General features: G+C 69.8%; 20 protein-coding genes. 10 read left to right on the forward strand and 10 right to left on the reverse strand.

What is annotated here, in order from left to right:
* The first annotated feature begins 555 nt into the window (after positions 1-555).
* The 4 genes from ACWIGI_RS00130 to ACWIGI_RS00145 all read left to right on the forward strand — a co-directional run bounded on the left by ACWIGI_RS00130 (position 556) and on the right by ACWIGI_RS00145 (position 4241).
* Positions 556-1404: a lysophospholipid acyltransferase family protein gene (locus tag ACWIGI_RS00130; protein ID WP_454200108.1), complete on the forward strand. Its 849-nt coding sequence runs from the start codon at positions 556-558 to the stop codon at positions 1402-1404.
* A 217-nt stretch (positions 1405-1621) separates the two neighbouring features.
* Complete coding sequence (locus ACWIGI_RS00135) at positions 1622-2200, forward strand: hypothetical protein (RefSeq protein WP_454200109.1); 579 nt, start codon at positions 1622-1624, stop codon at positions 2198-2200.
* Entirely contained in the window at positions 2197-3288 is a 1092-nt protein-coding gene (locus tag ACWIGI_RS00140; RefSeq protein WP_454200110.1) for a PrsW family intramembrane metalloprotease, read from the forward strand. Before ACWIGI_RS00135 ends, ACWIGI_RS00140 begins: the two co-directional genes overlap by 4 nt.
* An 86-nt stretch (positions 3289-3374) precedes the next feature.
* Complete coding sequence (locus ACWIGI_RS00145) at positions 3375-4241, forward strand: hypothetical protein (RefSeq protein ID WP_454200111.1); 867 nt, start codon at positions 3375-3377, stop codon at positions 4239-4241.
* Positions 4242-4247: 6 nt separating this feature from the next.
* On the opposite strand, the gene ACWIGI_RS00150 is transcribed toward ACWIGI_RS00145, so the two are convergent.
* Entirely contained in the window at positions 4248-6635 is a 2388-nt protein-coding gene (locus ACWIGI_RS00150; RefSeq protein ID WP_454200579.1) for a phosphoketolase family protein, read from the reverse strand.
* A gap of 203 nt (positions 6636-6838) precedes the next feature.
* Between ACWIGI_RS00150 and ACWIGI_RS00155 the strand changes: the two genes are divergently transcribed.
* From ACWIGI_RS00155 to ACWIGI_RS00165, 3 genes are all read left to right on the forward strand, one after another.
* On the forward strand, positions 6839-9088 hold the full coding sequence (locus ACWIGI_RS00155) for a molybdopterin-dependent oxidoreductase (RefSeq protein ID WP_454200112.1): 2250 nt from the start codon (positions 6839-6841) through the stop codon (positions 9086-9088).
* A 19-nt stretch (positions 9089-9107) separates the two neighbouring features.
* The gene (locus ACWIGI_RS00160; protein ID WP_454200113.1) at positions 9108-9635 is read left to right on the forward strand and encodes a winged helix-turn-helix transcriptional regulator; all 528 of its coding nucleotides are present in this window, start codon (positions 9108-9110) and stop codon (positions 9633-9635) included.
* Between the two features lie 69 nt (positions 9636-9704).
* Positions 9705-10115, forward strand: a complete 411-nt coding sequence (locus ACWIGI_RS00165) for a VOC family protein (RefSeq protein ID WP_454200114.1) — start codon at positions 9705-9707, stop codon at positions 10113-10115.
* 79 nt (positions 10116-10194) lie between these two features.
* Here ACWIGI_RS00165 and ACWIGI_RS00170 read toward each other — a convergent pair whose 3' ends face one another.
* Positions 10195-10791, reverse strand: a complete 597-nt coding sequence (locus ACWIGI_RS00170; RefSeq protein WP_454200115.1) for a TetR/AcrR family transcriptional regulator — start codon at positions 10789-10791, stop codon at positions 10195-10197.
* Between the two features lie 124 nt (positions 10792-10915).
* Here ACWIGI_RS00170 and ACWIGI_RS00175 point away from each other — a divergent pair, with 124 nt between their 5' ends.
* Positions 10916-11407 (forward strand): nitroreductase family deazaflavin-dependent oxidoreductase, encoded by a 492-nt coding sequence (locus tag ACWIGI_RS00175; protein WP_454200116.1) that lies wholly within the window; start codon positions 10916-10918, stop codon positions 11405-11407.
* Between the two features lie 100 nt (positions 11408-11507).
* On the opposite strand, the gene ACWIGI_RS00180 is transcribed toward ACWIGI_RS00175, so the two are convergent.
* The 4 genes from ACWIGI_RS00180 to ACWIGI_RS00195 form a co-directional block, all read right to left on the reverse strand.
* Positions 11508-12101 carry a hypothetical protein gene (locus ACWIGI_RS00180; RefSeq protein WP_454200117.1) on the reverse strand — a complete coding sequence of 198 codons (594 nt, stop codon included), beginning with the start codon at positions 12099-12101 and terminating at the stop codon, positions 11508-11510.
* A gap of 109 nt (positions 12102-12210) precedes the next feature.
* The gene (locus ACWIGI_RS00185) at positions 12211-13446 is read right to left on the reverse strand and encodes a cytochrome P450 family protein (RefSeq protein ID WP_454200118.1); all 1236 of its coding nucleotides are present in this window, start codon (positions 13444-13446) and stop codon (positions 12211-12213) included.
* Positions 13447-13466: 20 nt separating this feature from the next.
* The gene (locus ACWIGI_RS00190) at positions 13467-14654 is read right to left on the reverse strand and encodes a cytochrome P450 (RefSeq protein WP_454200119.1); all 1188 of its coding nucleotides are present in this window, start codon (positions 14652-14654) and stop codon (positions 13467-13469) included.
* A 248-nt stretch (positions 14655-14902) separates the two neighbouring features.
* A complete protein-coding gene (locus ACWIGI_RS00195; protein WP_454200120.1) occupies positions 14903-15526 on the reverse strand; it encodes an NADPH-dependent F420 reductase in 624 nt (207 codons plus the stop codon).
* Between the two features lie 91 nt (positions 15527-15617).
* Here ACWIGI_RS00195 and ACWIGI_RS00200 point away from each other — a divergent pair, with 91 nt between their 5' ends.
* Positions 15618-16004: a winged helix-turn-helix transcriptional regulator gene (locus tag ACWIGI_RS00200; RefSeq protein ID WP_454200121.1), complete on the forward strand. Its 387-nt coding sequence runs from the start codon at positions 15618-15620 to the stop codon at positions 16002-16004.
* Positions 16005-16064: 60 nt separating this feature from the next.
* Here the strand turns inward: ACWIGI_RS00200 and ACWIGI_RS00205 are convergent, their stop codons facing one another.
* Together ACWIGI_RS00205 and ACWIGI_RS00210 are read right to left on the reverse strand one after the other, a co-directional pair.
* Complete coding sequence (locus ACWIGI_RS00205; protein ID WP_454200122.1) at positions 16065-18164, reverse strand: amylo-alpha-1,6-glucosidase; 2100 nt, start codon at positions 18162-18164, stop codon at positions 16065-16067.
* Positions 18161-19279 (reverse strand): glycosyltransferase family 4 protein, encoded by a 1119-nt coding sequence (locus tag ACWIGI_RS00210; protein WP_454200123.1) that lies wholly within the window; start codon positions 19277-19279, stop codon positions 18161-18163. Before ACWIGI_RS00210 ends, ACWIGI_RS00205 begins: the two co-directional genes overlap by 4 nt.
* 480 nt (positions 19280-19759) lie before the next feature.
* Between ACWIGI_RS00210 and ACWIGI_RS00215 the strand changes: the two genes are divergently transcribed.
* A complete protein-coding gene (locus ACWIGI_RS00215; protein WP_454200124.1) occupies positions 19760-21085 on the forward strand; it encodes a GDSL-type esterase/lipase family protein in 1326 nt (441 codons plus the stop codon).
* A gap of 83 nt (positions 21086-21168) precedes the next feature.
* Here ACWIGI_RS00215 and ACWIGI_RS00220 read toward each other — a convergent pair whose 3' ends face one another.
* Together ACWIGI_RS00220 and ACWIGI_RS00225 are read right to left on the reverse strand one after the other, a co-directional pair.
* Entirely contained in the window at positions 21169-22182 is a 1014-nt protein-coding gene (locus ACWIGI_RS00220; RefSeq protein WP_454200125.1) for an alpha/beta hydrolase, read from the reverse strand.
* 158 nt (positions 22183-22340) lie between these two features.
* A complete protein-coding gene (locus ACWIGI_RS00225; protein WP_454200126.1) occupies positions 22341-22703 on the reverse strand; it encodes a DUF1304 domain-containing protein in 363 nt (120 codons plus the stop codon).
* Between the last annotated feature and the right edge of the window lie 163 nt (positions 22704-22866).

Genomic DNA, 22866 nt, shown 5'->3' on the forward strand with positions numbered 1-22866 from the left:
GGCGGTGGCGGGGTGGGGGGGGAGGGCGGTGGTGGGCTCCGGGGCCGGGGGGGGCGTTGCCGCCGGCCGGGGCGGGGACTTACCCCCCCCCCAAGCGTCTATGGGGGGGCCGCCGGGGGGCCCCCGCGCGCCCACGACATTCCTTTACCCGGATATGCGCATCTGGGCATGTGAATCCGGCGTGCCGTATTCGCGATCGAGTTCCGGTGCGCCGCACAAAAACCGCCCGGACCTCCTGGGCAGCGGCCGTCGGACATCCCAAGCCGCACCCGGATTCGCCGGGTGGCCGTTTCCATCGGCTGTTGGGTTTCGCACACTTCCTACCAAGCAAATGCTTGGGTTGGTAACGTCGAAGGGGCAGGAGGACGGTGACGGGCAACCAGTCGCAACGCAGCGACAATCGCACTGCCATACCGGACCGCGCGGGCGCGGCCGTCGGAATATCAATGGGGATGTGACCGGGGGCAATTCTTTCGGCTCGCAGCTGGATCAAGTGTCGGCGTATGTCGTCGCGTACAGCCCGTCACCGGCAACGCAATACGACAGGACAATTTCATGGACAAGACACCCGTACTGCCCGATCCCAACCACCCGCTGCTGCCGTTCGCGCGGGCCTACACGAGTTACTTCACGCCCAAGGTCACCGGTATCGAGAATCTGCCGGCCTCGGGTCCCGCGCTGATCATCGGCAACCATTCCTCGATCTACTGGGCGCCGGAGGTGTGGATCACCTTCATGGCCGCCCTGGATCGCAGGCCGAACGAGCCGACCTACGGTGTGGCGCACGAAATCCTTTTGCGCGCACCGGGAATCGGCGACGGCCTGCGCGGCTTCGGTGTGATTCCGGCCTCGCAGGAGGCCGCCGCGGCCGGGCTCAAGGACGGCGGCGCGGTCATGGTCTACCCCGGCGGGGACTGGGAAGCCTGCCGGCCGTGGACCGAGCGCGGCAAGGTGGATTTCGCCAATCGCAAGGGCTTCATCCGGCTCGCGCTCAAGCTCGGGGTGCCGGTGATTCCGGCGGTCGCGAACGGCGGGCACGACTCGATCTTCATCCTCAGCCGCGGGGAGAGCACCGCGCGTGCGCTGGGCATCGACAAGATGTTGCGCGCCAAGGTGTTTCCGTACACCGTCGGCCTGCCTTTCGGTGTCGCGCCGATCGTGCCGCAGATTCCGCTGCCCTCGCACGTGGACGTCAGCTTCCTGCCCGCCCTGGACTGGTCCACCCAGCCGGGTGATCCGGAGGACGCCGAGTTGGTGGACGGGCTCTACGACGAGACGCTCGGCGTCATGCAGGCCGAGCTCGATCGGCTGCGCGCCGCGACGCCCAACCCGGTGCTGACCGGATTGAAGAACCACGTGGCCGGGCTGCCCGGTCCGCTGTCGGGGCTGGCGAACCTGCTGTAACCGCACCGCCCCGCGCGGGGCGGTCGAGAGCGGCTCCCGGAGATGGCCTCCGGGAGCCGTTTTTGTCGCCTCTCGATTTCCCGGCGTTTATGCCAGGCGATTTGTCTGTTTTGTGGTTAACTTTCGGCAAGCTTTGGCGGACGGCTTTTCGGCGAGCGGCCCGGTGACGGGCACGGACCGTGGCGCTCGCGCCGCCCGGACCGAGAGGCTGGAAAGCATGACGCGCCTTCTGGATTCGCTGCATTCGGTGGGTCCCGCGATAGCGACGGTGGGCGCGCTCGCGGCCATTCTGATCGTTCCGGTCATCGTCGATCACGCGGTCCCGACGCGGGAGACTCCCGTCTCGAAGGGTGACACCATCACCCTGTCCGCGAGCGGTGTCGGCGCGATCAACGGCGGCGTGGATCCGGCCAACGCCATCACCTTCGCGGTGCCCGAGGCCATGGCGCGCGTCGCCACCGGCAGCGAGTCCACCGCGGTGCTCAGATCCGAGATCGGCGAACAGCGCATGATCATCTCGGTGGTCGACGGCATCACCGATTTCGACACCGCAGCGCCCCGGTTGCTGTTGCCGATCAAGGCCTCCGGTCAGGCCGCCGATTTCGACGGCGGCCGCATCGACGACGGTTCGTTCCGCGGCCTCACCTGTGTACTGCCGGGGACGGCGGGCGCGGTGTGCGCGGTGGCCAACAGCGGCGACATCGGGGTGACGATCACCGTGTCCGGCCCGACCCGGGAGGCGGGCCGGGCCCTGATCGACATGGTGCTCGCGAGCACGAAGGCGGTGGAACTGTGAGCTGGGTGCAGCCGCGGTCGGCGCTGTTCTGGGTGTACTGCGCGGCCCTGGTGTACGGGCCGCTGCTGTTCCTGATCCAGGCGCTCGGCCTGGTGGTCTACGGCGGCGGACCGGCCCTGGCCGCGCTGCCGATCACCGCGCTGACGTTCCTGGTGTTCGGCGGAATCCTGTTCTGGCTGGACATGTTCCGGGCCCGGACCCGGCTGCTCGCGCCGATCGTGATGGGTTTCGCCTGGGGTGCGCTGGTGTGGCCGGGTACCGCGCTGTGGGCCAACGACCGGGTGACGCGGGTGGTCACGAACCTGGGCGGCGACGAGTTCGCCTCGAACTGGCAGGCCGCCATCGCCGCGCCCATCGACGAGGAGTTCATCAAGGCGATCGGCATCGCGGTGGTGGCGGTGCTGTTCCGGTCGCGGCTGAGTCGCCCGATGCACGGCTTCCTGATCGGCGGCGCGGTCGGTCTGGGCGCGCAGATCTCCGAGGACATGCTGTACAGCCTGCAGACGGCGGTGGCCTCGCCGCAGCACCCGGTGCTCGACGTGTTCGTGGTGGCGCTGCTGCGGCTGCTCACCGCGTTCACCTCGCACTGGGCCATGTCGGCGCTGGTGGGTGTCGGCATCGTCGTGCTGCTGACGCGCACCGACCGGTCGTGGGTGTGGCGGATCGCGACCTTCACGCTGTTCTATCTGCTCGCGGTGTCCATGCACGCGATCTTCGACGCGCCGCGCGCGGCCGGCCCCGGTGTGCTGGTGCTGTTCCTGCCGGTGGTGATCGACCTGGCGATCTTCCTGCTCGCCTACCGCTGGGTGCTGGGCGAGGAGCGGAAGTGGTTCCGCGCCACCATCTCCCAGCCGGCCGCGCGGGAGCTGGGCCCACTGTCGGCGCTGGAGTCGCTGCTGACGCACGGCCGGCGGCGCAAGGCGCGAGAGGCGTTGCGCACGTCGTTCCACTACACGCGCCCGCAGGCCAAACAGTACGAGTGGGATCTGCTGACCCGGATCTCCGCGCTCGCGGACGAGCCGCCGCGGCCCGTGCGCCCGGCTCCGTCGGATGTCCTGTGGACCGACCAGCAAACCGTTCCCCGGTAGCGCGCAGGCAGCGGTTTTTGCATCGAATGAAATCTCGAGCGCGCCGATAACCTGCCTCTTGTGACCCTGGCGCTAGCTTGTTGGGTATGAGTGAGGCCGAATCACTACCCGCGGATCCGGGATTGGAGCGCAGAAGCGAGCTGCTGGAGAGACGTCAGCAAGCGCTGCGCAACTACCTCGATGCCAGCGGTGATGTGGCGGCCGTCCGGATTCGCGCCAATCTCACCGGCTGGCGGCGCTGGATGGCCCGGCTGCCCGGTGCGTCCATCGCCAACGCGGCCGGTCGGCGCGACGCGCTGCTGCGCGAACTGGCCCATCACGGGGTGGGGGCGGACGACCACGACTGGGGTGTGTTGTCCGGGGGCCGTATTCGCAGTCTCGGGCGCTCGATCTGTCTCGAACACACCCTGCGGGACCTGATCGCGGAGTACGAGGCGACCGCGCCGCAGTGGGCGCGGCAGTTGCAGGTCGTGTTCGAGACCGCCGAGCGCACGCGCCCGCCGGCCGCGCACGGGGACCGGGCCGCGGTGTCGGAGCTGACCGAGCTGGTGGTCGCGGTGACCCGGGCCGCGCCGGACGAGGACGCCGCGCGCCGGCTCGCCGATCATCTGCCGGGCGAGCTGCGCCCGCTGCCGCCGGACGTGCTGGCCCTGCGCCGCGCCGACGCGCTGGCCGAGGTGGTGTTCGACCTGTACGCCGACACGATCAAACTCGACAACATCACCGTCACTCCGGAGCTGCGCGGGTCGGGTTTCGGCTCGGCGCTGCTGGGTCAGCTGTGCCGGGCCGCGGACGCCCAGCACCTGTACATCGTCGGCCAGCTCGTGCCGACCTTCCGCGACGACGATTCCGCGGTGCCGACGCTGGCGGCGTGGTGCCGACGACACGGGTTCGCGGTCAACGAACGCCTCGGCGGGCGCATCGTGCGCACGCCCGTCAGCGTCTCGGCCTGAGGACTCTCAGAGCCACTTCCAGTCGGCGACGACCGGGATGTCCTCGCCGTGTTCGCGGGTCCACGCCCGGGCCCGCCAGCGCGCGTCGACCATGTCTTGGCGCAGTTCGGCGGCGTGTTCGCGCAGTGACTCCACCCGGTCGATGACGTCCATGACCAGGTGATAGCGGTCCAGGTCGTTGAGCATGACCATGTCGAAAGGCGTTGTGGTGGTGCCTTTCTCCTTGTAGCCGCGCACGTGGAACCCGGAGTGGTTGGTGCGCCGGTAGGTCAGGCGGTGTACGAGCCAGGGGTAGCCGTGGAAGGCGAAGACGACCGGGCGATCGCGGGTGAACAGGGTGTCGAATTCGCTGTCGGGCAGGCCGTGCGGGTGATCGTCGCGCGGGAGCAGGCGCATGAGGTCGACCACGTTCACCACCCGGACCCGGAGTTCGGGCAGCCGCTCGCGCAGAATCGACGCCGCGGCAAGGGTTTCCAGGGTCGGGACGTCACCGGCGCAGGCCAGCACCACGTCGGGGGCGGTGCCGGGTTCGCCGTGGTTGCCCGCCCACGGCCAGATGCCGATGCCCCGTGCGCAGTGTTCGGCGGCGGCTTCGACCGAGAGCCAGCTCTCCTGCGGCTGTTTGCCCGCCACCACCACGTTCACGTAGTGCCGTGAGCGCAGGCAGTGATCGAAGGTGGACAGCAGGGTGTTGGCGTCCGGCGGCAGGTAGATGCGCACGATCTCGGGGCTCTTGTTCAGCACCACGTCCAGGAAGCCGGGGTCCTGGTGGGTGAAGCCGTTGTGGTCCTGGCGCCAGACATGGGAGGACAGCAGGTAGTTGAGGCTGGCGATGGGCCGCCGCCACGGGACGGCGGCGCTGGCGTCGAGCCATTTCGCGTGCTGGTTGAACATGGCGTCGACGATGTGGATGAACGCCTCGTAGCAGGTGAAGGTGCCGTGCCTGCCGGTGAGCAGGTAGCCCTCGAGCAGTCCCTGGCAGATGTGTTCGGACAGCACCTCGACGACCCGGCCGGTGCGGTCGAGATCGACGTCGAATTCGCCGATCTCGCCCTGCCAGTCGCGGCCGGTGACCGCGAGGATGTCCTGGAGCCGGTTGCTGGCGAGCTCGTCCGGGGCGAAGGTCAGATAGTTGTCGGGGTTGCGCCGGGTGACCTCGGCCAGCCAGCCGCCCAGCACGCGGGTGGCCTCGTGCTTGACCGCGCCGGGGGTGACGACCTCGACGCCGAAGTCCCGCCAGCGCGGCAGGGTCAGATCCCGCAGCAGCGCACCGCCGTTGGCCACCGGGTTGGCGCTCATGCGCCGGTCGCCGGCCGGGGACAGGGCCAGTAGTTCGGGCACGGGCGTGCCGTCGGCGTCGAAGAGTTCGCGCGGTCGATACGACTCGAGCCACCGCTCGAGCACCGCCCGGTGTTCGGCGTTCTGGCGCGCGGCCGGCAGCGGTACCTGATGCGCGCGGAAGGTGCCCTCGACGGGTTCGCCGTCGACGACCGGGGGACAGGTCCAGCCCTTGGGGGTGTGCAGCACGATCATCGGCCACGCCGGGCGCTCGGTGCTGCCGTCGGCGCGGGCGGCGCGCTGGGCCGCGGCGATGGCGTCGAGACTCGCGTCGAGGGCCGCGGCCATGGCCTGGTGCACCGCGCCGGGATCGCTGCCGGAGACGAAGTGCGGATCGTAACCGTAACCGCGCAGCAGGGATTCGAGTTCGTCCCGGGGAATCCGGGCCAGGATGGTCGGATTGGCGATCTTGTATTCGTTGAGCGCCAGGATCGGCAGCACCGCGCCGTCGCGGGCGGGGCTCAGGAATTTGTTGGCGTGCCAGCTGCCCGCGAGCGGCCCGGTCTCGGCCTCACCGTCGCCGATGACGCAGAACACCGTCAGATCCGGATTGTCCAGTGCCGCACCGAAAGCGTGCAGCAGCGAGTAGCCGAGTTCGCCGCCCTCGTGGAACGAGCCGGGGGTTTCGGGGGCGCAGTGGCTGGGAACGCCGCCGGGAAAGGAGAACTGGGCGAACAGCGCGCGCATGCCCTCCGCGTTCTGCGGGATGTCGCTGTACAGCTCGGAATAGGTGCCTTCGAGCCAGCCGCAGGCGTTGGGGCCGGGTCCGCCGTGCCCCGGGCCGGCCACGAAGACGGCGTCGAGATCGCGGGCGCGAATGGCCCGATTCGCGTGCGCCCACACCAGATTCAGGCCGGGGACGGTGCCGAAGTGCCCGAGCAGGCGGGGTTTGATGTGCCGTGGTTCGAGCGGGGTGCGCACCAGCGGGTTGTCCATGAGGTAGATCTGCCCGACCGCGAGATAGTTCGCCGCGCGCCACCAGGCGTCCAGGGCGGTGAGTTCGCCGGGGCTCAGCGGGCCGGGGGCGTCGGTGAGCCGGTAGGGCTCGGGGGCGATGGTGTCGCCCTCGCCGGTGTCGAGATTGTCGGCGGAAGTGTCGCTCGCAGTGCTCACGGATCGCCTCTCACGGGTCGGGACGGTCCGGTGGATCGTCCGGTTCGTGCTGTTCGGGCTGGTGCTCGTGCGTCGGTGTCGAGCGTACGGGAATCGATTCGGCGAAGTCGGTAGCGTTTGTGAACTGACTGGCTTACGCTGGGCCGATGAGTGAGTGGAAGCCCACGGCCTGCATCCTGTGCGAGTGCAACTGCGGTATCCAGGTCCTCCTCGGGCCGGACGGGCGCTCGTTCGAGAAGATCCGCGGTGACAAACTGCACCCGGCCTCGGCGGGCTACACCTGCAACAAGGCGCTGCAGCTGGACCACTACCAGAACGGGCGCACCGGGCGGATCACCACGCCACTGCGCCGCCGCGCGGACGGCGAGTACGAGGAAATCGATTGGGACACCGCGATTTCCGATATCACCGCGCGACTGCAAGAGGTCGCGCTGCGCTACGGCGGCGAATCGATCTTCTACTACGGCGGCGGCGGGCAGGGCAATCACCTGGGCGGGGCCTACGCTCCGGCGACCATGGCCGCCTTCGGCATGCGCTACCGCTCGAGCGCCCTGGCCCAGGAGAAGACCGGCGACTTCTGGGTGGGCGCCCGGATGTTCGGCTACCCGATGCGCGCCGATGTCGAGCACGCCGAGGTGGCGTTCTTCGTCGGCAAGAATCCCTATCAGTCGCACGGGTTTCCGCGAGCGCGCACGGTCCTGAAGGAGATCGCGCGGGATCCGGAGCGGTCGATGATCGTGCTGGATCCGGTGCGCACCGAGACCGCCGAACTGGCCGACTTCCACCTGCAGCTGCGCCCCGGCACCGATGTATACCTGCTCTCGGCCATGGCCGCGATCCTGGTGCGCGACGACCTGCTGGACCGCGCCTGGCTCGCCGAACGGGCCGAGGGCCTGGACGAGGTGCTGGCCGTGCTGCGCGCGGTCCCCATCGAGAAGTACTGCGCCACCGCCGATGTCGACCTCGAGCTGGTGACCGCGGCCACGCACCGGCTGGCGCGGGCGCGGTCGGTGGCCGCGCTCGAGGATCTCGGGGTGCAGATGAACCGCTACTCCACCGTGGTCAGCTACGTGGAGAAGCTGGTGTGGCTGCTGACCGGCAACGTCGGCAAGCCCGGCACCCAGTACGCCTTCACCGGTATGGCCGCGCTCGGCCACGATCGCGGCCACCCGGCCGGGGAGGGTCCCCGGTCCCCGGTCGCGGGCGCGCCGATCATCAGCGGCCTGGTGCCGTGCAATGTGATCACCGAGGAGATCCTCACCGACCATCCCGCGCGCTACCGGGCCATGGTCGTGGAGAGCAGCAATCCGGTGCACTCGCTGGCGGATTCGGCGCGCATGCGCGCGGCGCTGCGCTCGCTCGAGCTGGTGGTGGTCATCGACGTGGCCATGACCGAGACCGCGCGCGAGGCCGACTACGTGCTGCCCGCGGCGACGCAGTTCGAGAAGTACGAGGCGACCTTCTTCAACTTCGACTTCCCGCGCAACATCTTCCACCTGCGCCACCCGGTGCTGCCCGCGCCCGCGGGCGTGCTGGCCGAACCCGAGATCCACGCCCGGCTGGTCGAAGCGGCCGGGGCGCTGTCCGAGGACGATTACGCGCCGCTGCGCGCCGCGCTCGAGCAGGGCCGCGAGGCGTTCGCCATGGCCTTCCTCGGCGTGCTGGCGGATCCGCGCCGCGCGAAACTCGCACCCGTGCTGCTGTATCGGACCCTCGGGCCCACCCTGCCCGACGGCGCGGCGGGTGCGGCGCTGCTGTGGGCCGCGGCCTACAACTGCGTGCGCAAGTTCCCCGAGAGCGTCGAACGCGCCGGGTACGGAACGGGTCTGGGAGCGGGCGAGCGGCTCTTCGAGGCCATCCTCGCCGGTGAGCACGGCATCGTCATCACCGAGGACGACTACGAGGTGACCTGGAACCGGCTGCGCGACAGCACGATTCGCCTGGTCGTCCCCGAACTGCTGGCGGTGCTGGCCGATCTGCCTGAGGTCGACGGGGATTCCGCGGACTGGCCGTTCGTCCTGTCCGCGGGCGAGCGCCGCGCCTTCACCGCCAACACGATCGTGCGCGATCCGCGCTGGCGCAAACGCGACGGCGGCGGCACCCTGCGCCTGAGCGTCGTCGATGCCGACGCCCTGGGCCTGCGTGCCGGCGATCTGGTGCGGGTCACCACCCGGCGCGGCAGCACCGAGGTTCCGGTCGAGCCCACCGACCGCATGCGGCCCGGGCATCTGTCGCTGCCGAACGGCTTCGGGCTCTCGGTCACCGGCCCCGACGGGGTATCGGTGACGACCGGGGTCGCGCCCAACGAACTCACCGAGTTCGACTCGCGCGACGAATGGGTCGGCACCCCGTGGCACAAGTACGTGCCCGCCCGTTTGGATATGGTGCCGGTATGAGTCCGGACAGCGTGCCCGAATGAAACGCACGACCTTCGCGAATTGGCCGTGCACGGTGGCGCGTACCGTCGACCTCATCGGGGACTGGTGGACGCCGCTGATCCTGCGCGAATCCTTCTACGGGGCCACGCGTTTCGACGACTTCGAGCGCACGCTGGGCTTGAGCCGCAACATCCTGACCCAGCGCCTGACCCGGCTGGTGCAGGAGAATCTGCTCGAGCGCGTCCGCTATCAGGAGCGGCCGCCGCGCTACGAGTACCGGCTCACCGAGCAGGGCCGCGACTTCTTCCCCGTCATCGCGGCCATGATGCGCTGGGGTGATCGCTGGCTGGCCCCCGAGGCCGGGCCGCCGGTCATCCTGCATCACACCGCCTGCGCGCACGACACCCACGCCGAGGTGGTGTGCGCGCACTGCCGCGAACCGCTGCAACATGCCGACATGTCCGTGCGCCTGGGCCCGGGCTTTCCCACCCGCCATCGCGACTCGGCCCTGGCCACTGGGCGGTTCGACGATCCCGGCCGGGTGGACGACGCCGCACCCGCCTGAGCGCGGCGCGCGGAGACCGGTCAGGAATCGAGAAGCGCCGGCGGCGGTGCCGCTCCTAGCGTTGTCGGCATGACACTCACCATTCAATCCAGCTTCCTGCCCCACGACGACGCGGACGCCGCGATCGCCTTCTACCGGGACCAGCTCGGCTTCGAGGTGCGCCAGGACGTGGGCTACAACGGCCTGCGGTGGATCACCGTCGGCCCGCCCGATCAGCCCGCCACCTCGATCGTGCTGCACCCGGTGAACGGCGATCCCGGCATCACCGACGCCGAGCGCGGCACCATCGCCGAGATGATGGCCAAGGGCACCTTCGCCACGATCGTGCTGGCGGCCAAGGATCTCGACGCGGTGTTCGAGCGGGTGCAGGCCACCGGCGCCGAGGTCGTGCAGGAACCCACCGAGCAGCCCTACGGGATTCGCGACTGCGCGTTCCGCGACCCGGCGGGCAATCAGGTTCGTATCAACGAATTGGCCTGAGCGCGAACGCTGTTCGCTCCGGAGTGCGCCGCGGTGGCCGGGACCGCGGCGCGTCCGGCGTCGTTCCCGACCGGCCCGCTCAGCGGCGCACGAGCGCCGGGGCGACCCACTCGTGCAGGTAGCGGCGCAGTTCCGCGCCGTGCCGGGGCGGGCGGCCCGGGTCGATGACGAACGACTGCACCACGCGCAGCATGTGTTCGGCGAGTTCGTCCAGCGCCGGGCCGGACAGGCCGGCGGCCGCCCAGTCCACCGCGTACCGGTCCAGGATGGACCGTCCGAAGGTCAGGGCGACATCGGAGGTCACGCCCGCGGAGAACGCGCTCGCGCGGCCCGGGGTGAGCAGCAGGTTGAGGTACTTCTCGTGCGGCAGCCGTTCCAGGGTGTAGGCGATGCCCTCCACCACGGCCTCGGCGGGATCGCGGATCTCGCGCAGATGGTCGGCCAGCACGTCCAGGAACTCGCCGGTGTGCGCGATGGCCGTCGCGGTGAGCAGCGCTTCGGCGCCGGGGAAGTAGCGGTAGACCGTCTGGCGGGTGACGCCGAGATCGCGGGCCACCTCGGCGATGCTGATGTCGCTGCCCGAGACGTCGATGGCCCGCCGGGCCGAGGCGAGGATGCGGGCGACGGCCTCGTCGTCGTCGACGGGCGCCGCTCCCGACCAACCGTGCGTGCGCACCGGACGCTGCCTCCCTAGTCGTCGGAACGATCGTGGTCGACGGTACCGGGTCACCGCCGCTCCCGTCTTGACCATACACATGGTTACCGATGTATGGTCATCGTGCTTCGACGGAAGGAAGACCATGGCCGGTACCCCGCCCCCGCGTCCCAAACAACTCGATCACCCCTCGCTCCCGACCATGTTCCGGATCATGGGCCGGGCCCAGGTGTGGGTCTTCAAACGCACCGGCGGCCGGATCGGCGGCAAATGGCGGATCGGCGCGGGCTTCCGCAAACCGGTCGACACCCTGCTGCTCGAACATCGCGGCGCCAAGTCCGGCCGGGACTACACCTCGCCCCTGCTCTACCTGCGCGACGGCGACGACATCGTCATCGTGGCGTCCCAGGGCGGCCTGACCAAGAACCCGAACTGGTATCACAACCTGCGCGCCAACCCCGAGGCGCACATTCGCATCGGCCGCGAGCATCGCGCGGTCCGCGCGGACCTGGCCACCGCCGCCGAACGCGCGCGCCTGTGGCCGCTGCTGGTGGAGATCTACGCCGACTTCGACACCTACCAGTCCTGGACCACCCGAGAGATCCCGGTCTTCGTCCTGCGCCGCCGCGCGGCGTAGGCGCCGAATCCGTTGCGGCCGTGCCCCGGTCGCACGGTAGCGGACCCCGGCTACGGGCGGCCGGGGTGCGCGGTGACCGCCCGAATCACGCTGTCACGCTTCAGAACTTGCCGCTCTGGCGCGCGACGGGACGGCCGAGTCGCGCCGCGCACTCGGCGACGAACGCGTCGGTGAGCGGCGGCCAGCCCCAGAAGTCGAAAGCCAGTGTCGCCAGCGCCATCTCGTCGGCCCACCGCCACTCGGTGATGGGGCTCGACGCGCCGCAGGCGGGGCAGGTCGCCGCCCCCTCGCCGGTGTGCTCCCACGCCTCGATGGCCTCGGAGAAGGGTTGCCACACCGCGGGATCGGCCTCCCACTGCTGCGGGTAGTCGATGATCACGGTCCTGGCTTCGCACCGCGGGCATAGCGCCGCGGCCGGCTCGATCTCCCCCTGCCCGCCGTAGTGGGCGTGCCTGCCCGTGATCACCGCGACCGGCCCCGGAATCCAGTCCGCGCCCCAGTCCCCGGCGATCTCGGCCCACCCCGGCCCCGCGACGAACCCCTCCTCGGCATGCCGGCTGTACATGGCCTCACCCGAGGTCTCCCGCGTCAGCCACCCCCGGGACACCATCCACTCGATCACGCCCGCGCCGGCGGCCGCGGCCTCGCCCGCGCTCACCTCGAGATCGACGATCCGTTCGAAGAAGTCACCCACACCCGCATCCTGCCACCGTCGCGACCCGATCGATATTGCGATCACGTGTCGTGATTCCGGAACATCCGGCGGGCGGGCGGGAATCGCCCCGCCCGCCGGATGCGCGGGGTCAGAAGCCGAGGTACACCGGCAGGGCGTCGTGGCCGTTGGAGATGAACGAGCTCGTCGTGCCGAGCTCGGCGGGGTCCTTGGCCAGGCGCATGTCCGGGAAGCGCTCGAAGAGCGCGGACAGGGCGATGTGCGCCTCCAGGCGGGCCAGCGGAGCTCCCAGGCACAGGTGGGCTCCGTAGCCGAAGGACATGTGCGCCTTCAGTTCTCGTGCGACATCGAACTCGTCGGCGGTGTCGCCGTGCACCTTGGGATCGCGGCCCGCGGCGGCGTAGGCGGCCAGGATGGGTTCGCCCTGAGCGATGCGGACCGGGCCGGCGGGGGTGTCGATATCCAGGTCCTCGACGGCGTAGCGCAGCGGCAGATGTGCCACCGGGGCCTCGAATCGCAGCGCCTCTTCCACGACATCGCTCCACGACACGGTTCCCGCGGCGACCTTGGCGTACTGCTCGGGCTGGGTCAGCAGCAGGTAGATGGCCTGGTCGAGCAGGTTGACGGTGGTCTCGTGGCCCGCGCTGATGACCAGCAGCAGGGTGTCCACCAGCTCCTGCTCGGTCAGCATGGAGCCGTCGTCCTCGTCCCGATGGGTGATCAGGACGCTGGTCATGTCGTCGCCGGGATTGTCGCGGCGGTACGCCACCAGCTCGTGCAGGATCCGTTGCATCTCACCGAAATTGGCGTACGCCTGTTCCGCGGTCAGCGAGGTGTCGAAGATGCCGTCGACGCACACCCGCAGACCCGCGTGCAGGGATTCGGGCACGCCCATCAGCTCGGAGATCACCGCGATCGGCAGCGGGTAGCAGAACGCCTCGCGCAGGTCGACCGGCTGACCGGGCGGGGTCTGCGCGAGCTGGTCCAGCAGCTCCGCCGCCAGGGCTTCCACCCGGGGGCGCAGGGCCTGGGTGCGCCGTCCGGTGAAGGCCGGCTGCACGAGTTTGCGCAGGCGGGTGTGGTCTTTTCCATACGCGGTGAACATGTTCGAGACCGCGACCCAGGTGTAGAGCGGCCAGTCCGGGCCCACCTCGCCGGAGATGAACGCGGGCCAGTGCTGGCGGGCATCCTTGGACACCCGCGGATCGCGCAGCAGCGAGTGCAGGATGTCCTGATCGGTGATCGACCACGCGCGCACCTCGCCGGGCAGCTCGACGAGGGTGACCGGGCCGCGGGCGCGGATGCGCGCGGATTCGCCCTGGATGTCTCTGCCGGTCGGATCCAGAACCAGCGGTGTCTCGGTCATCGTATTCCTCACTCGTTGAACTAATTCGGATGCGTGGATCGGGGGAAGGTGACCGGCAGCGCGGTCAGCGCCCGGTGGAACGGGCCGGGCCGCCAGTTCAATTCGGCGGTGGCGACCGCCAGCCGCAGGTCCGGCAGGACATCGAGCAGGTGGTCGATCGCGTCGACGGCGATCTGATAGCCCAGGTGCTGGGCCGGGCATCGATGCGGCCCGGCGCTCCACGCCAGGTGGGAGCGATTACCGATGTGCTGGGTGCGGTCGGTGTGAATGCTCGGGTCGGCGTTGCACGCGGCCATGCTGATCACCACCGGCTGATGTGCCGGCAGCCAGGTGTCGTCGATCAGGGTCGGCTGCGGGGGATAGGTAGTGCAGAAATTGGCCAGCGGCGGATTGGTGAACAGCACCTCGTCGAGCGCGTCGCGGGTGAGCAGACTGCCGCCGATGAGATCGCCGGCGAACCGCTCGTCGGTCATCATCAGCAGCAGCGTGTTGGCGATCAGGTGTACCTGCGGTTCGCTGCCTGCCCCGTGCAGGGTCACCAGCTGGTGGATGAGCTCCTCGGTGTCCAGGTCGGCCGCACCGAGCATGCGCGAGGTGACGTCGGCGCCCGGGCACGCGCGTTTGCGCTCGAGGTGCTCCACGAGCGCGGCGATGAGCATGGCGTTGCCCGCGGCGGAGTCGGCGGTGGCGTCGAACATCAATGCCATTCCGGCACTGACCTGTTCGTTGGTGTCGTCGTCGAAACCGAGCACGTACGCCAGCACCTGATGGATGAGCGGATAGATGTAGCGGCCCAGCAGATCCGCGGTGGCCTGCGGGCCGGGCGCCTCCCCGCTGTCGAGCTGCGCGATCAGCGGATCGGCGAACTTCTCGATGACCGCACGCATGCCGTGCAGGTCGACCGTGCCGAGCGCCGCGACGTTGGCGGCTCGGTAGCGGGCGTGTTCGTGCCCGCTGCTGCGCAGCGCGTTGGGCCGCCACTCCATCATCGGCAGGATCGGGCAGCCCGGGTCCACCGAGGTCTGCCAGCCCCGCGGATCCGCGGGAAAGTGCGCGGGGTCGTTGAGGATTCGCAATGCGGTGGCGTACCCGACCACCAGGGTGGCCGGGACGCCCGGTGCGAGTTCGACCGGTACGAGTGACCCGTGGTTCGCACGCCACCGCGTGTACGCCGCGTGCGGGTCCTGCGCGAATTCGCTGGTGTACATCGGCTCCGGGGACCGCTGCGGAGGTCCGGACGGATAGGAAGGGGTCACGGTGGGATTCCCAAGGTGGTCGTGGGCGGATGGCGGGTGCGGTCAACCGGGACGATTCATTCCCCTTGTCCCGGAAGGGCTTCACGATATCGTTAGCTACCGTACGCATAGACCGATTGCCCCGCAGCGCAATCCGCGTCATGAAGACCCACGCCGCGAGACAGCGCGAGATGCCTTGCGCGCGTGGTACTTCGGTGTGCCTAGGCGGCAGCGCCGGGCAGTGCGCGCCGCGGGTCGATGCCCTGGAACGCCAGCCCGATGGCGAAACCCGCGACCTCTTCGAGCTGGCGCGCTCGCGCGAGCGAGCCCAGGACCGCCGGCGTCGCGCCGACATCGCGGATCAAAGTCCCGGCGGTGTCCAGCGCTCGCGGGTCGTCACCGCAGATCGCCACCGTGACAGGCGAATCGGCTGGATCGGTCCACTGGCTCGCGGGAAACAGATGGAATGCCTTCACCACTCGCGCCCCGGGCGCGAGAGCGGCGATGTGCTGCGCGCCCGAGCCGCCCGGCGGGGTGAGCAGCGCCCCGACGCCGTGATCGATGGCGTTGGTCGGATCGATCAGCGCTGTGCCGCCGAGGCTTCCGCTCTCGGCCCGCACGCTCGCCAGCATCTGTGCCACCCCGCTCCACGCGACCGCCAGCAGCACCGCGTCCGCCCCGGCGACCGCGGCGCCGGGGGCGATCGCCCGCGCACCCAGCCGCCGGGCCAGTTCCCCGGCCCGGTCGGCCGATCGTCCCGTCACCGTCACCTCGTGCCCGGCCCGCACCCAGCGGCCCCCCAGCGCCCCGGCCAGTGTCCCCGTACCCAAAATGGTGATTCGCATCGCCCGCTCCTTCGCTCGTGATCGGCGTCGGCCACGCTAGGCACTCCGAAGCGCACCGATCGGTGCGCGCGCGATGCGCGATCATGGACTCGTGACCCGCCCCGACGACCGCTGCGAACCCGTAGCCGACTGCCGCATGCGCGCGGCCACCGACCTGTTCGCGCACACCTGGGACCCGGTGATCCTGGCGGCCCTGCACGAGGGGCCGCGCCGGCGCGCCGAATTGCGCACGGCCATCGGCGGACTCCGCGACAAACCCCTCACCGAGGCGCTGCTGCGCCTGCTGGCCAACGGTCTCGTCCGCCGCCGCGCCGTCCCCGCCGCTCCGCCCCGGGTCGACTACGAGCTGACCGCCCTCGGAACGTCTCTCGTGGACGGCCCCCTGCGCGCCCTGGCGGCCTGGGCCACCGCCCACGGCGACGAACTCCTCGACGCCCAGGACGCCGCGGTCGAATCGCTGCGCCGCTACGGCGGGTAGGTCCGCGCACCACGCCGACGGTCCCGTGTCACCGAGCCGTCGGCGCGCGCCCGGTATCGCTCAGGGCTGCACGAGATTCCAGTCGGAGGGCAGGCCCTCGACCGTGACCGCGCTGCCCTCGGCCTCGATGGTGACCGTCGCCGTCCCCAGCCGCAGATCCGCCAGCCGGACCCGGCCCGCGCGCTCGGGCAGTCGCGGCAGCACGATCAGCGTCCGCCGCGGCACGTTCGGGGACAACCCCAGGAACGAGCGCAGCAGCAGCAACGGCGCCGCACTGGCCCACGCCTGCGGGGAGCACGAGGTGGGATACGGTACGGGCGAACGGAACTCGCCGCGATCGAAGCCGCAGAACAGCTCCGGCGGCCGGGATCCGAAATCGCGAATCGCCTCGAGCAGCCCGCCCGCGAGCCGTTCGGCCAGCTCCCACGCGCCCGGAACGTGTTCGTAGCGCAGCAGACCCGCGACCGCGATGGCGGTGTCGTGCGGCCACACCGAACCGTTGTGGTAGCCCATGGGATTGAAGCGCCCCATCGCCGCGGACAGGGTCCGCAACCCGAAACCGCTGTCCATGTCGGCGCTCGCGAGTCGCTCGATGAGCACCGCGGCGCGCTCGTCGGGAACGATGCCGGTCCACAGCAGCTGCGCGACATTGCTGCCGAGGGCGTCCACCGGGCGTTTGGCCGCGTCCAGCGCCATCGCGTACCAGCCGCGCTCGGGCAGCCAGAACGCTTCGTCGAAGCGGGTTCTCAGCTCCCGCGCCTGCTCGCGCAGCCGATCCGCGGTCGCGGTGTCGCCCGCGTCCTCGGCGATCTCGGCCCGGCCCAGCCGCGCGGCGTACACGTAGCCCTGGACCTCGCACAGCGCGATCGGCGGATCGGCCAGGTGCCCGTCCGCGAAACTGATGGCGTCCCAGCTGTCCTTCCAGCCCTGGTTGGCCAGCCCGCGATCGGTCTTGCGCTGGTACTCCACGAACCCGTCGCCGTCGGCGTCGCCGTAGTCGTCGATCCACGCCAGCGCCGCGTCCGCGGCCGGGAGCAGTTCGGCGATCGCGGCCTGATCGACACCCCAGCGCCGGCACTCGGCCAGCAGCATGACGAACAGCGGCGTCGCGTCGGAGGTGCCGTAGTAGACCGACCCGCCCAGCACCTGGTCACCGCCGGGCCCGTGCCGCATCTCGTGCATGATCTTGCCGGGCTCCTCCTCGGTGAGCGGATTCACCCCCGTGCCTTGCAGTTTCGCGAGCTGGCGCAGTGTGCCCAGCGCCAGATCGGAGTCGAGCAGCAGCGCCATCCACGAGGTGAGCAGGCTGTCGCGCCCGAACAGCGCCATGAACCAGGGCGCGCCCGCCGCGACGTAGGCGGTCCCGTCGGCGGGATCGTCCATGCGCAGCGCGCCCAGATCGCTCTCGGTGCGCTGCAGGATCGCGGTCAGCCCGGGCCCGGTAGCGGCCAGTGACGTCGCGGTGGAACGCCACTGGCGGATCTTGTTCGACGGGTTGCCCTCGTCCTCGCAGGCCAGGTTCATCGCCACCGCGCGGTGGTCCAGAATCGGCTGGCACTGCACCGTCGTCTCCCAGACCCCGCGTCGCGGCACCACGATCTGCCACGTCAGCGTGCCGGGCTGGATGACCGGATCCTCGGTCGCGGTGATCGTCAGTCCGCGCCCGGACTCGTTCCGATCACTCAGGTGCAGAACATGATCCACGGCCCGCAGCTCGCAGCCGCCGCTGTTCACCCGGCCCTCCTTGACCGCGAACAGGTCCGCGAAATCGGAGTCCGCGTGCAGGGTGACCGTCATGGCCGTGTCCTCGTCGCCGAGGTTGCGCACCACGATGATCTCGCGCATGCCGTCGCCGATCATGCGCCGGCGCAGCACCAGCACCGTGGCATCGGCCACGCCGGGGTTCGGCGGTTTGCGCGCGACGAACCGGGCCCGGAACGCCTCCGGCATCATCACCGAAAGCTGTTCCGGCGCACGGCCGTCCAGTCGCAGTTCCCAGCGGGCCAGGACGCGGGCATCGCGATAGAACAGTCCCTGCGCGGTGCCCGCGTGCATATCGCCGAGCGCGTCCGACAGACAGAACGTGCTCGCCTCGACCATGGTCACGATGCCGCCGCGATCGTCGGTGACCGGCGGCTGACCGGCGTTGAAGATCGTCATGTCCGGCTGGGCACCATCTCGTCCGCCAGCCCGGCCACCGCGGGCACCATGATGCGATGGGCGCGCGCGGGCGAAACCCGTTGCGGCCCCGTGCTCACGGCTCGCCGGTACGCCGCCTCGTAGCCCTGAGCCAGGCGATCGGCGGCGAACAGTTCCTCCACCCGCGCGCGGCAGGCGTGCGGATCGATCTCGTCGATCCGCGCGAGCGCGACCGGGAGCTCCTCGGGGTCGTCACAGATGAAGCCGGTGACCCCGTCCTCGACGACCTCGGCGACCGCGCCGCCGCGCAGGGCGACCACCGGGGTGCCGCACACCATCGCCTCGATCATCACGATGCCGAACGGCTCCTCCCAGGAGATCGGGAACAGCAGGCAGCGCGCGCCCGCGAGCAGCTGGCGTTTGGCGGTGGCGTCGGCTTCGCCGAACACGTCGTCGGAATCGGTGAGCAAGGGTCGCACGGCCTCCTCGAAGTACGCCTTCTCCGGTGGTTCGTTGCACTTGCCCGCGAGGATGAGGCGCATTCCGGCGGCGTGCGCGGCGCGCAGCGCCAGATCCGGGCCCTTGTAGGGCGCGTAGCGGCCCAGGAACAGCGCGTAATCCATTTTCTGGGTCCGGAAGGGCCATTCCTCCGGGCAGATCGCATTGTGTACCCGGGCGATCCAATTCAAATCGGGGGCCAGGGCCTGCTGCCTGTCGCTGATCGCCACGAGTTGCACGCTGTGGTCGAAGGACCGGTAATAGTCGTCCATATCGGCGTCGACCGGCCCGTGCACGGTGACGACCGTGGGGATTCCCATCATTCGATAGGCCGCGGCATTGCCGGGACCGGCGAACGTGTGATCGTGGACGATATCGATCGGATCCTCGGCGTGTAATTTCTCGATCACCCGCATTGCCTTGAGCGCGTTCACGATCTCCGGATACGGCTCGCCGAGCCGATGGGTGAGTACCTCGTCCCACACCCGGATGAACCGGGCGCGGGTGCCTTCACGGCCCGCCCCGAGCAGGGTGACGCGGTGTCCGCGGTCGACCAGTTCGTCGGCCAGGGTGGCCACGATGGCCTCCACGCCGCCGTAGCCGGCCGGTGGAATATCGAAGTAGGGCGGAGCGACCATAACGATGTGCAGGGGCCGTTCGGTCGTGTTCTCCGAACGGGTCGAACGCCATGCGGACGAGCGAGGAAAAAGGGAGAGAACCGGATCAGATAATTCGTTTTCGGATTCGGGCCCTTCGAAACTCATTCCGTGCCTCCTCGTTGAGGTGAATGGCAATCGAAAGCATCATTCCACCGATATCGGCGATCCAAACATTAGCAAGGCCAGCGGGCTGGAAAACGTTTCGAGCGGTGGGGCACGCGCACCGATCGTATCCACCTCGCGCGCACCGCGGTAGGGCCGGTGCGCGAAATTACCGATCTGGACATCCGACCGCCGAAGCGCCGCGGCCGCCGGATCGGCAGGCCGGAGCCGGGATTCGCGCGGGGGACGACCGCGGCGAGAGCGGGCGAAATCCCGACGGCGGGCCCGGCGTCGCGGATAGGCTGACCGCCCGTCCAGTCCGTCCGGGGCCGGCGGTCGCTGATGGAAGTGGTCGGGATGAACAAGGATTCGCGTTCGGCGCGAACGGGCGCCGGAGTGCTCGCCGCGCTGACGGTCGCGGGGGTCGTCGGCGCGGGGCCGGCGCGAGCCGACGCCGGGGACGGCGCCTGCGCGGGGGAGCGTTGGGTGGGGGCGTGGTCGGCCAGCCCCTCGGACGCGCTGGGACTGGTGGATCCGCTGCTGCGTCCCATCGCCGCGGTCGGCGAACAGACCTATCGCGTCGTGGTGACCCCGCATCGGGGCGGGGACCGGGTGCGCGTCAAGCTGACGAACAGATTCCGGCCGTTCCCGCTCACCGTCGGCCGGGTCACCGTCGCCGAGCGGGGTGCGGGCGCGGCCGTCGCGGCGGAATCGCTGCGGCCCATCACCTTCGGCGGCCGCACCGCGGTGACCCTGGACGCCGGACAGGAACTGCTCAGCGACCCGATCGACTTCGCCGCCACGGCATGGGAATCGCTCGCGGTGAGTGTGTACCTGCCCGGCGCCGCACCGCTGCTGAGCGGTCACTTCAACGCCAACGCCACCAGCTGGTACACCCCGCCCGGCAGCGGTGACAGCACCGCCGACGTCACCGGCGCGGCCTACGGTCTCACCACCACCTCGGCGCCCCTGGTGTCGGCGCTGGAGGTCACCGCGTCGCCCGCGGTCTCGGCCGTTGTGGCCCTGGGGGATTCGATCACCGACGGCTACGTCTCGGCCGATTACGTGGGCGTGCCCCAGCATCCGGGCATCCTCGACGCCGACGCCCGCTATCCGGACTTCCTGCAGCGCCGCATCGACGCGGCGGGGCTGCCGCTGGTCGTGCTGAACGCGGGCATCTCCGGCAACGAACTGGTCGACGACGGCATCATTCCCATGTTCGGGCCCAGCCTGCTGTCCCGCCTGGACTCCGATGTCCTTGCCCAGGCGGCTGTTTCGGATGTCATCGTGCTGGCGGGCATCAACGATCTGGACTCGCCGCTGGGCGCGGATTACGACGGCCTGGTGGCCGGATACACCGCCCTCATCGCGCGCCTGCACGCCGCCGGGGTCCGCGTACACCTGGGCACCCTCACCCCGACGGGGAACTCGCTCATCGGCGACACCCTCGCACCCCGCCAGAACCCGATTCGCCTGCGCGTCAACGACTGGATTCGCGCCCAGCGCCTCTCGGACTCGGTCATCGACTTCGCCGCGGCCCTGCAGGACCCCGCCGACCCCGACCGCCTCGACCCGCGGTACGCCGGACCCGATCTGCTGCACCCGAATCCGGCGGGCTACCACGCCATGGCCGAGCTCATCGAGCTGTCGACGCTGGGCGCAAACGGCTGCGGCGCGAACTAGCCCGCGACCACGCGAACGACAACGCGGGCGGGGTCCGATATCGGACCCCGCCCGCGTCGCGGGTGTGAGAGTGGCTCTCGCCCTTAGATACCCATGCCCTGGGCCAGCAGCGGCCAGGACTCGTGCAGCGCCTGCTCCCAGTACGGCCAGTAGTGCGTGCCGACCGGGTTGAACTGGTAGGTGGCCGGGATGCCCAGGCCGTCCAGGCGGTTCTTGAGGTTGGCGGTGCAGCCGTTGACCGCGGCCTCGATGATGACGCCGAGGCTCAGGTTGACCACGCCGCTGATGCCGGGCGCGCTGTCCAGGTAGTACTGCACGTCCTCCATGACCGGGATGCCGCTACCGGTGGAGATGTACAGGTGCGTGCCGCGCAGCTTCTCGGCGTTGAGAACCGGGTCGTTCTCCTTCCACAGCGGGCTGTCGGAAGGTCCGTACATGTTCTCGGTCTTACCGCCCGCCCAGGTCTCGGCGGAGAGCTTGACGAACTGCTGCCCGACCGGGTCGGCGATCTGCGCGCAGCCGCTGTAGGCCGCGACGGTCTTCCACAGGCCCGGCTTGGCCTCGGCCAGCTGCAGCACCGAGGTGCCCGAGGTGGACAGGCCGGTCAGCGCGTTGAGACCGGTGGAGTTCAGCTCCGCGTCCAGCAGCGGCGGCAGCTCCTGGGTGAAGAAGGTGGTCCACTTGTTCACACCGAGTCGCGGATCCTCCTTGATCCAGTCGGTGTAGTAGCTGCCCATGCCGCCGATCGGCTGAATCACGTTGACCGGCTTGTCCGAGAGCCACTGCAGCGCGTCGGTGCGGGCCTTCCAGTTCGCGGTGCCCTCACCGCCGTCGAGACCGTTGAGCATGTAGAGGTTGGGCGCGGAAACCGACTCGTCGGCCGGGCGCTGCACGTCGACCGTGATCTCCTTGGCCATCGCGGCCGAGTACACCTTCAGGTGCCAGGTGCGGCCGTCCTTCTTGACGGAGGTGATGGAGGAGGGCTTCTGCGGCTCCGCCGAGGAGACACCGCTGAACGTCGCCACCGAGAGTGCGGCGGTCAGCGCTATCGCGGTCATCCGGAGAGCGGCCGCGCCGCGTCGAGCAGAGAACTTCATCGAACAGTCAATTCCAATCCAAAGGGTCAACGTCGGCCACGTCGTCGGTCTGCACCGTACATCCTCACCTAAGTCTTCGATCCAGGTGAAATTGTTACTCGACATTCCTTTTCGGGGCTGGCGCGAGTCCCTGTCAGTGGTGCAGTCGTCGCTATCGTTTACCCGGCCAGTAGTACCGCCGTCAATGCCAGAGCGCCCGGCAACGCCTGAACATAGAGAATTCGCTTGCTGGCGGTGGTGCCGCCGTAGACCCCCGCGACGACCACGCAGATGCAGAAGAAGATCTGGGCCGCCCGCCCGACCGGGTCGCCGGCGACCAGGCCCCAGATCAGTCCGGCCGCCAGAAATCCGTTGTACAGGCCCTGATTGCCGGCCAGCACCTTGGTGTCCTCGGCGAATTCCGCGGTCATTCCGAATGCCGCGCGCACGCGGGGCGTGGTCCACAGGAACATCTCCATCACCAGGATGTAGATGTGCAGCAGCGCGAGCAATCCCACCAGAATCTCAGCCGCAACCCGCATGTCGAACCGCCTTCCGTCCGTGCGCACCGACGCCGAAGAATCCCCCCATCGTAAATTCCGGGACCGCGCGCGCCCGGCGCGCCGCGCCAGAACCGGTCGGTCTGCTTCAGGGGTGCCGCGCGCCCGCCGGGCAGTGCTGTCGGTGGGCTCGTCTACGGTCGAC

The sequence above is a fragment of the Nocardia sp. NPDC055321 genome (genome assembly GCF_053645575.1).

What these genes read in the sequence shown, in the direction of transcription:
- ACWIGI_RS00130 (WP_454200108.1), top strand. Translation starts at nt 556, where the DNA reads ATGGACAAGACACCCGTACTGCCCGATCCCAACCACCCGCTGCTGCCG.
- ACWIGI_RS00135 (WP_454200109.1), top strand. Translation starts at nt 1,622, where the DNA reads ATGACGCGCCTTCTGGATTCGCTGCATTCGGTGGGTCCCGCGATAGCG.
- ACWIGI_RS00145 (WP_454200111.1), top strand. Translation starts at nt 3,375, where the DNA reads ATGAGTGAGGCCGAATCACTACCCGCGGATCCGGGATTGGAGCGCAGA.
- ACWIGI_RS00155 (WP_454200112.1), top strand. Translation starts at nt 6,839, where the DNA reads ATGAGTGAGTGGAAGCCCACGGCCTGCATCCTGTGCGAGTGCAACTGC.
- ACWIGI_RS00160 (WP_454200113.1), top strand. Translation starts at nt 9,108, where the DNA reads ATGAAACGCACGACCTTCGCGAATTGGCCGTGCACGGTGGCGCGTACC.
- ACWIGI_RS00165 (WP_454200114.1), top strand. Translation starts at nt 9,705, where the DNA reads ATGACACTCACCATTCAATCCAGCTTCCTGCCCCACGACGACGCGGAC.
- ACWIGI_RS00175 (WP_454200116.1), top strand. Translation starts at nt 10,916, where the DNA reads ATGGCCGGTACCCCGCCCCCGCGTCCCAAACAACTCGATCACCCCTCG.
- ACWIGI_RS00185 (WP_454200118.1), bottom strand. Translation starts at nt 13,446, where the DNA reads ATGACCGAGACACCGCTGGTTCTGGATCCGACCGGCAGAGACATCCAG.
- ACWIGI_RS00190 (WP_454200119.1), bottom strand. Translation starts at nt 14,654, where the DNA reads ATGTACACCAGCGAATTCGCGCAGGACCCGCACGCGGCGTACACGCGG.
- ACWIGI_RS00195 (WP_454200120.1), bottom strand. Translation starts at nt 15,526, where the DNA reads ATGCGAATCACCATTTTGGGTACGGGGACACTGGCCGGGGCGCTGGGG.
- ACWIGI_RS00205 (WP_454200122.1), bottom strand. Translation starts at nt 18,164, where the DNA reads ATGACGATCTTCAACGCCGGTCAGCCGCCGGTCACCGACGATCGCGGC.
- ACWIGI_RS00210 (WP_454200123.1), bottom strand. Translation starts at nt 19,279, where the DNA reads ATGGTCGCTCCGCCCTACTTCGATATTCCACCGGCCGGCTACGGCGGC.
- ACWIGI_RS00215 (WP_454200124.1), top strand. Translation starts at nt 19,760, where the DNA reads ATGAACAAGGATTCGCGTTCGGCGCGAACGGGCGCCGGAGTGCTCGCC.
- ACWIGI_RS00220 (WP_454200125.1), bottom strand. Translation starts at nt 22,182, where the DNA reads ATGAAGTTCTCTGCTCGACGCGGCGCGGCCGCTCTCCGGATGACCGCG.
- ACWIGI_RS00225 (WP_454200126.1), bottom strand. Translation starts at nt 22,703, where the DNA reads ATGCGGGTTGCGGCTGAGATTCTGGTGGGATTGCTCGCGCTGCTGCAC.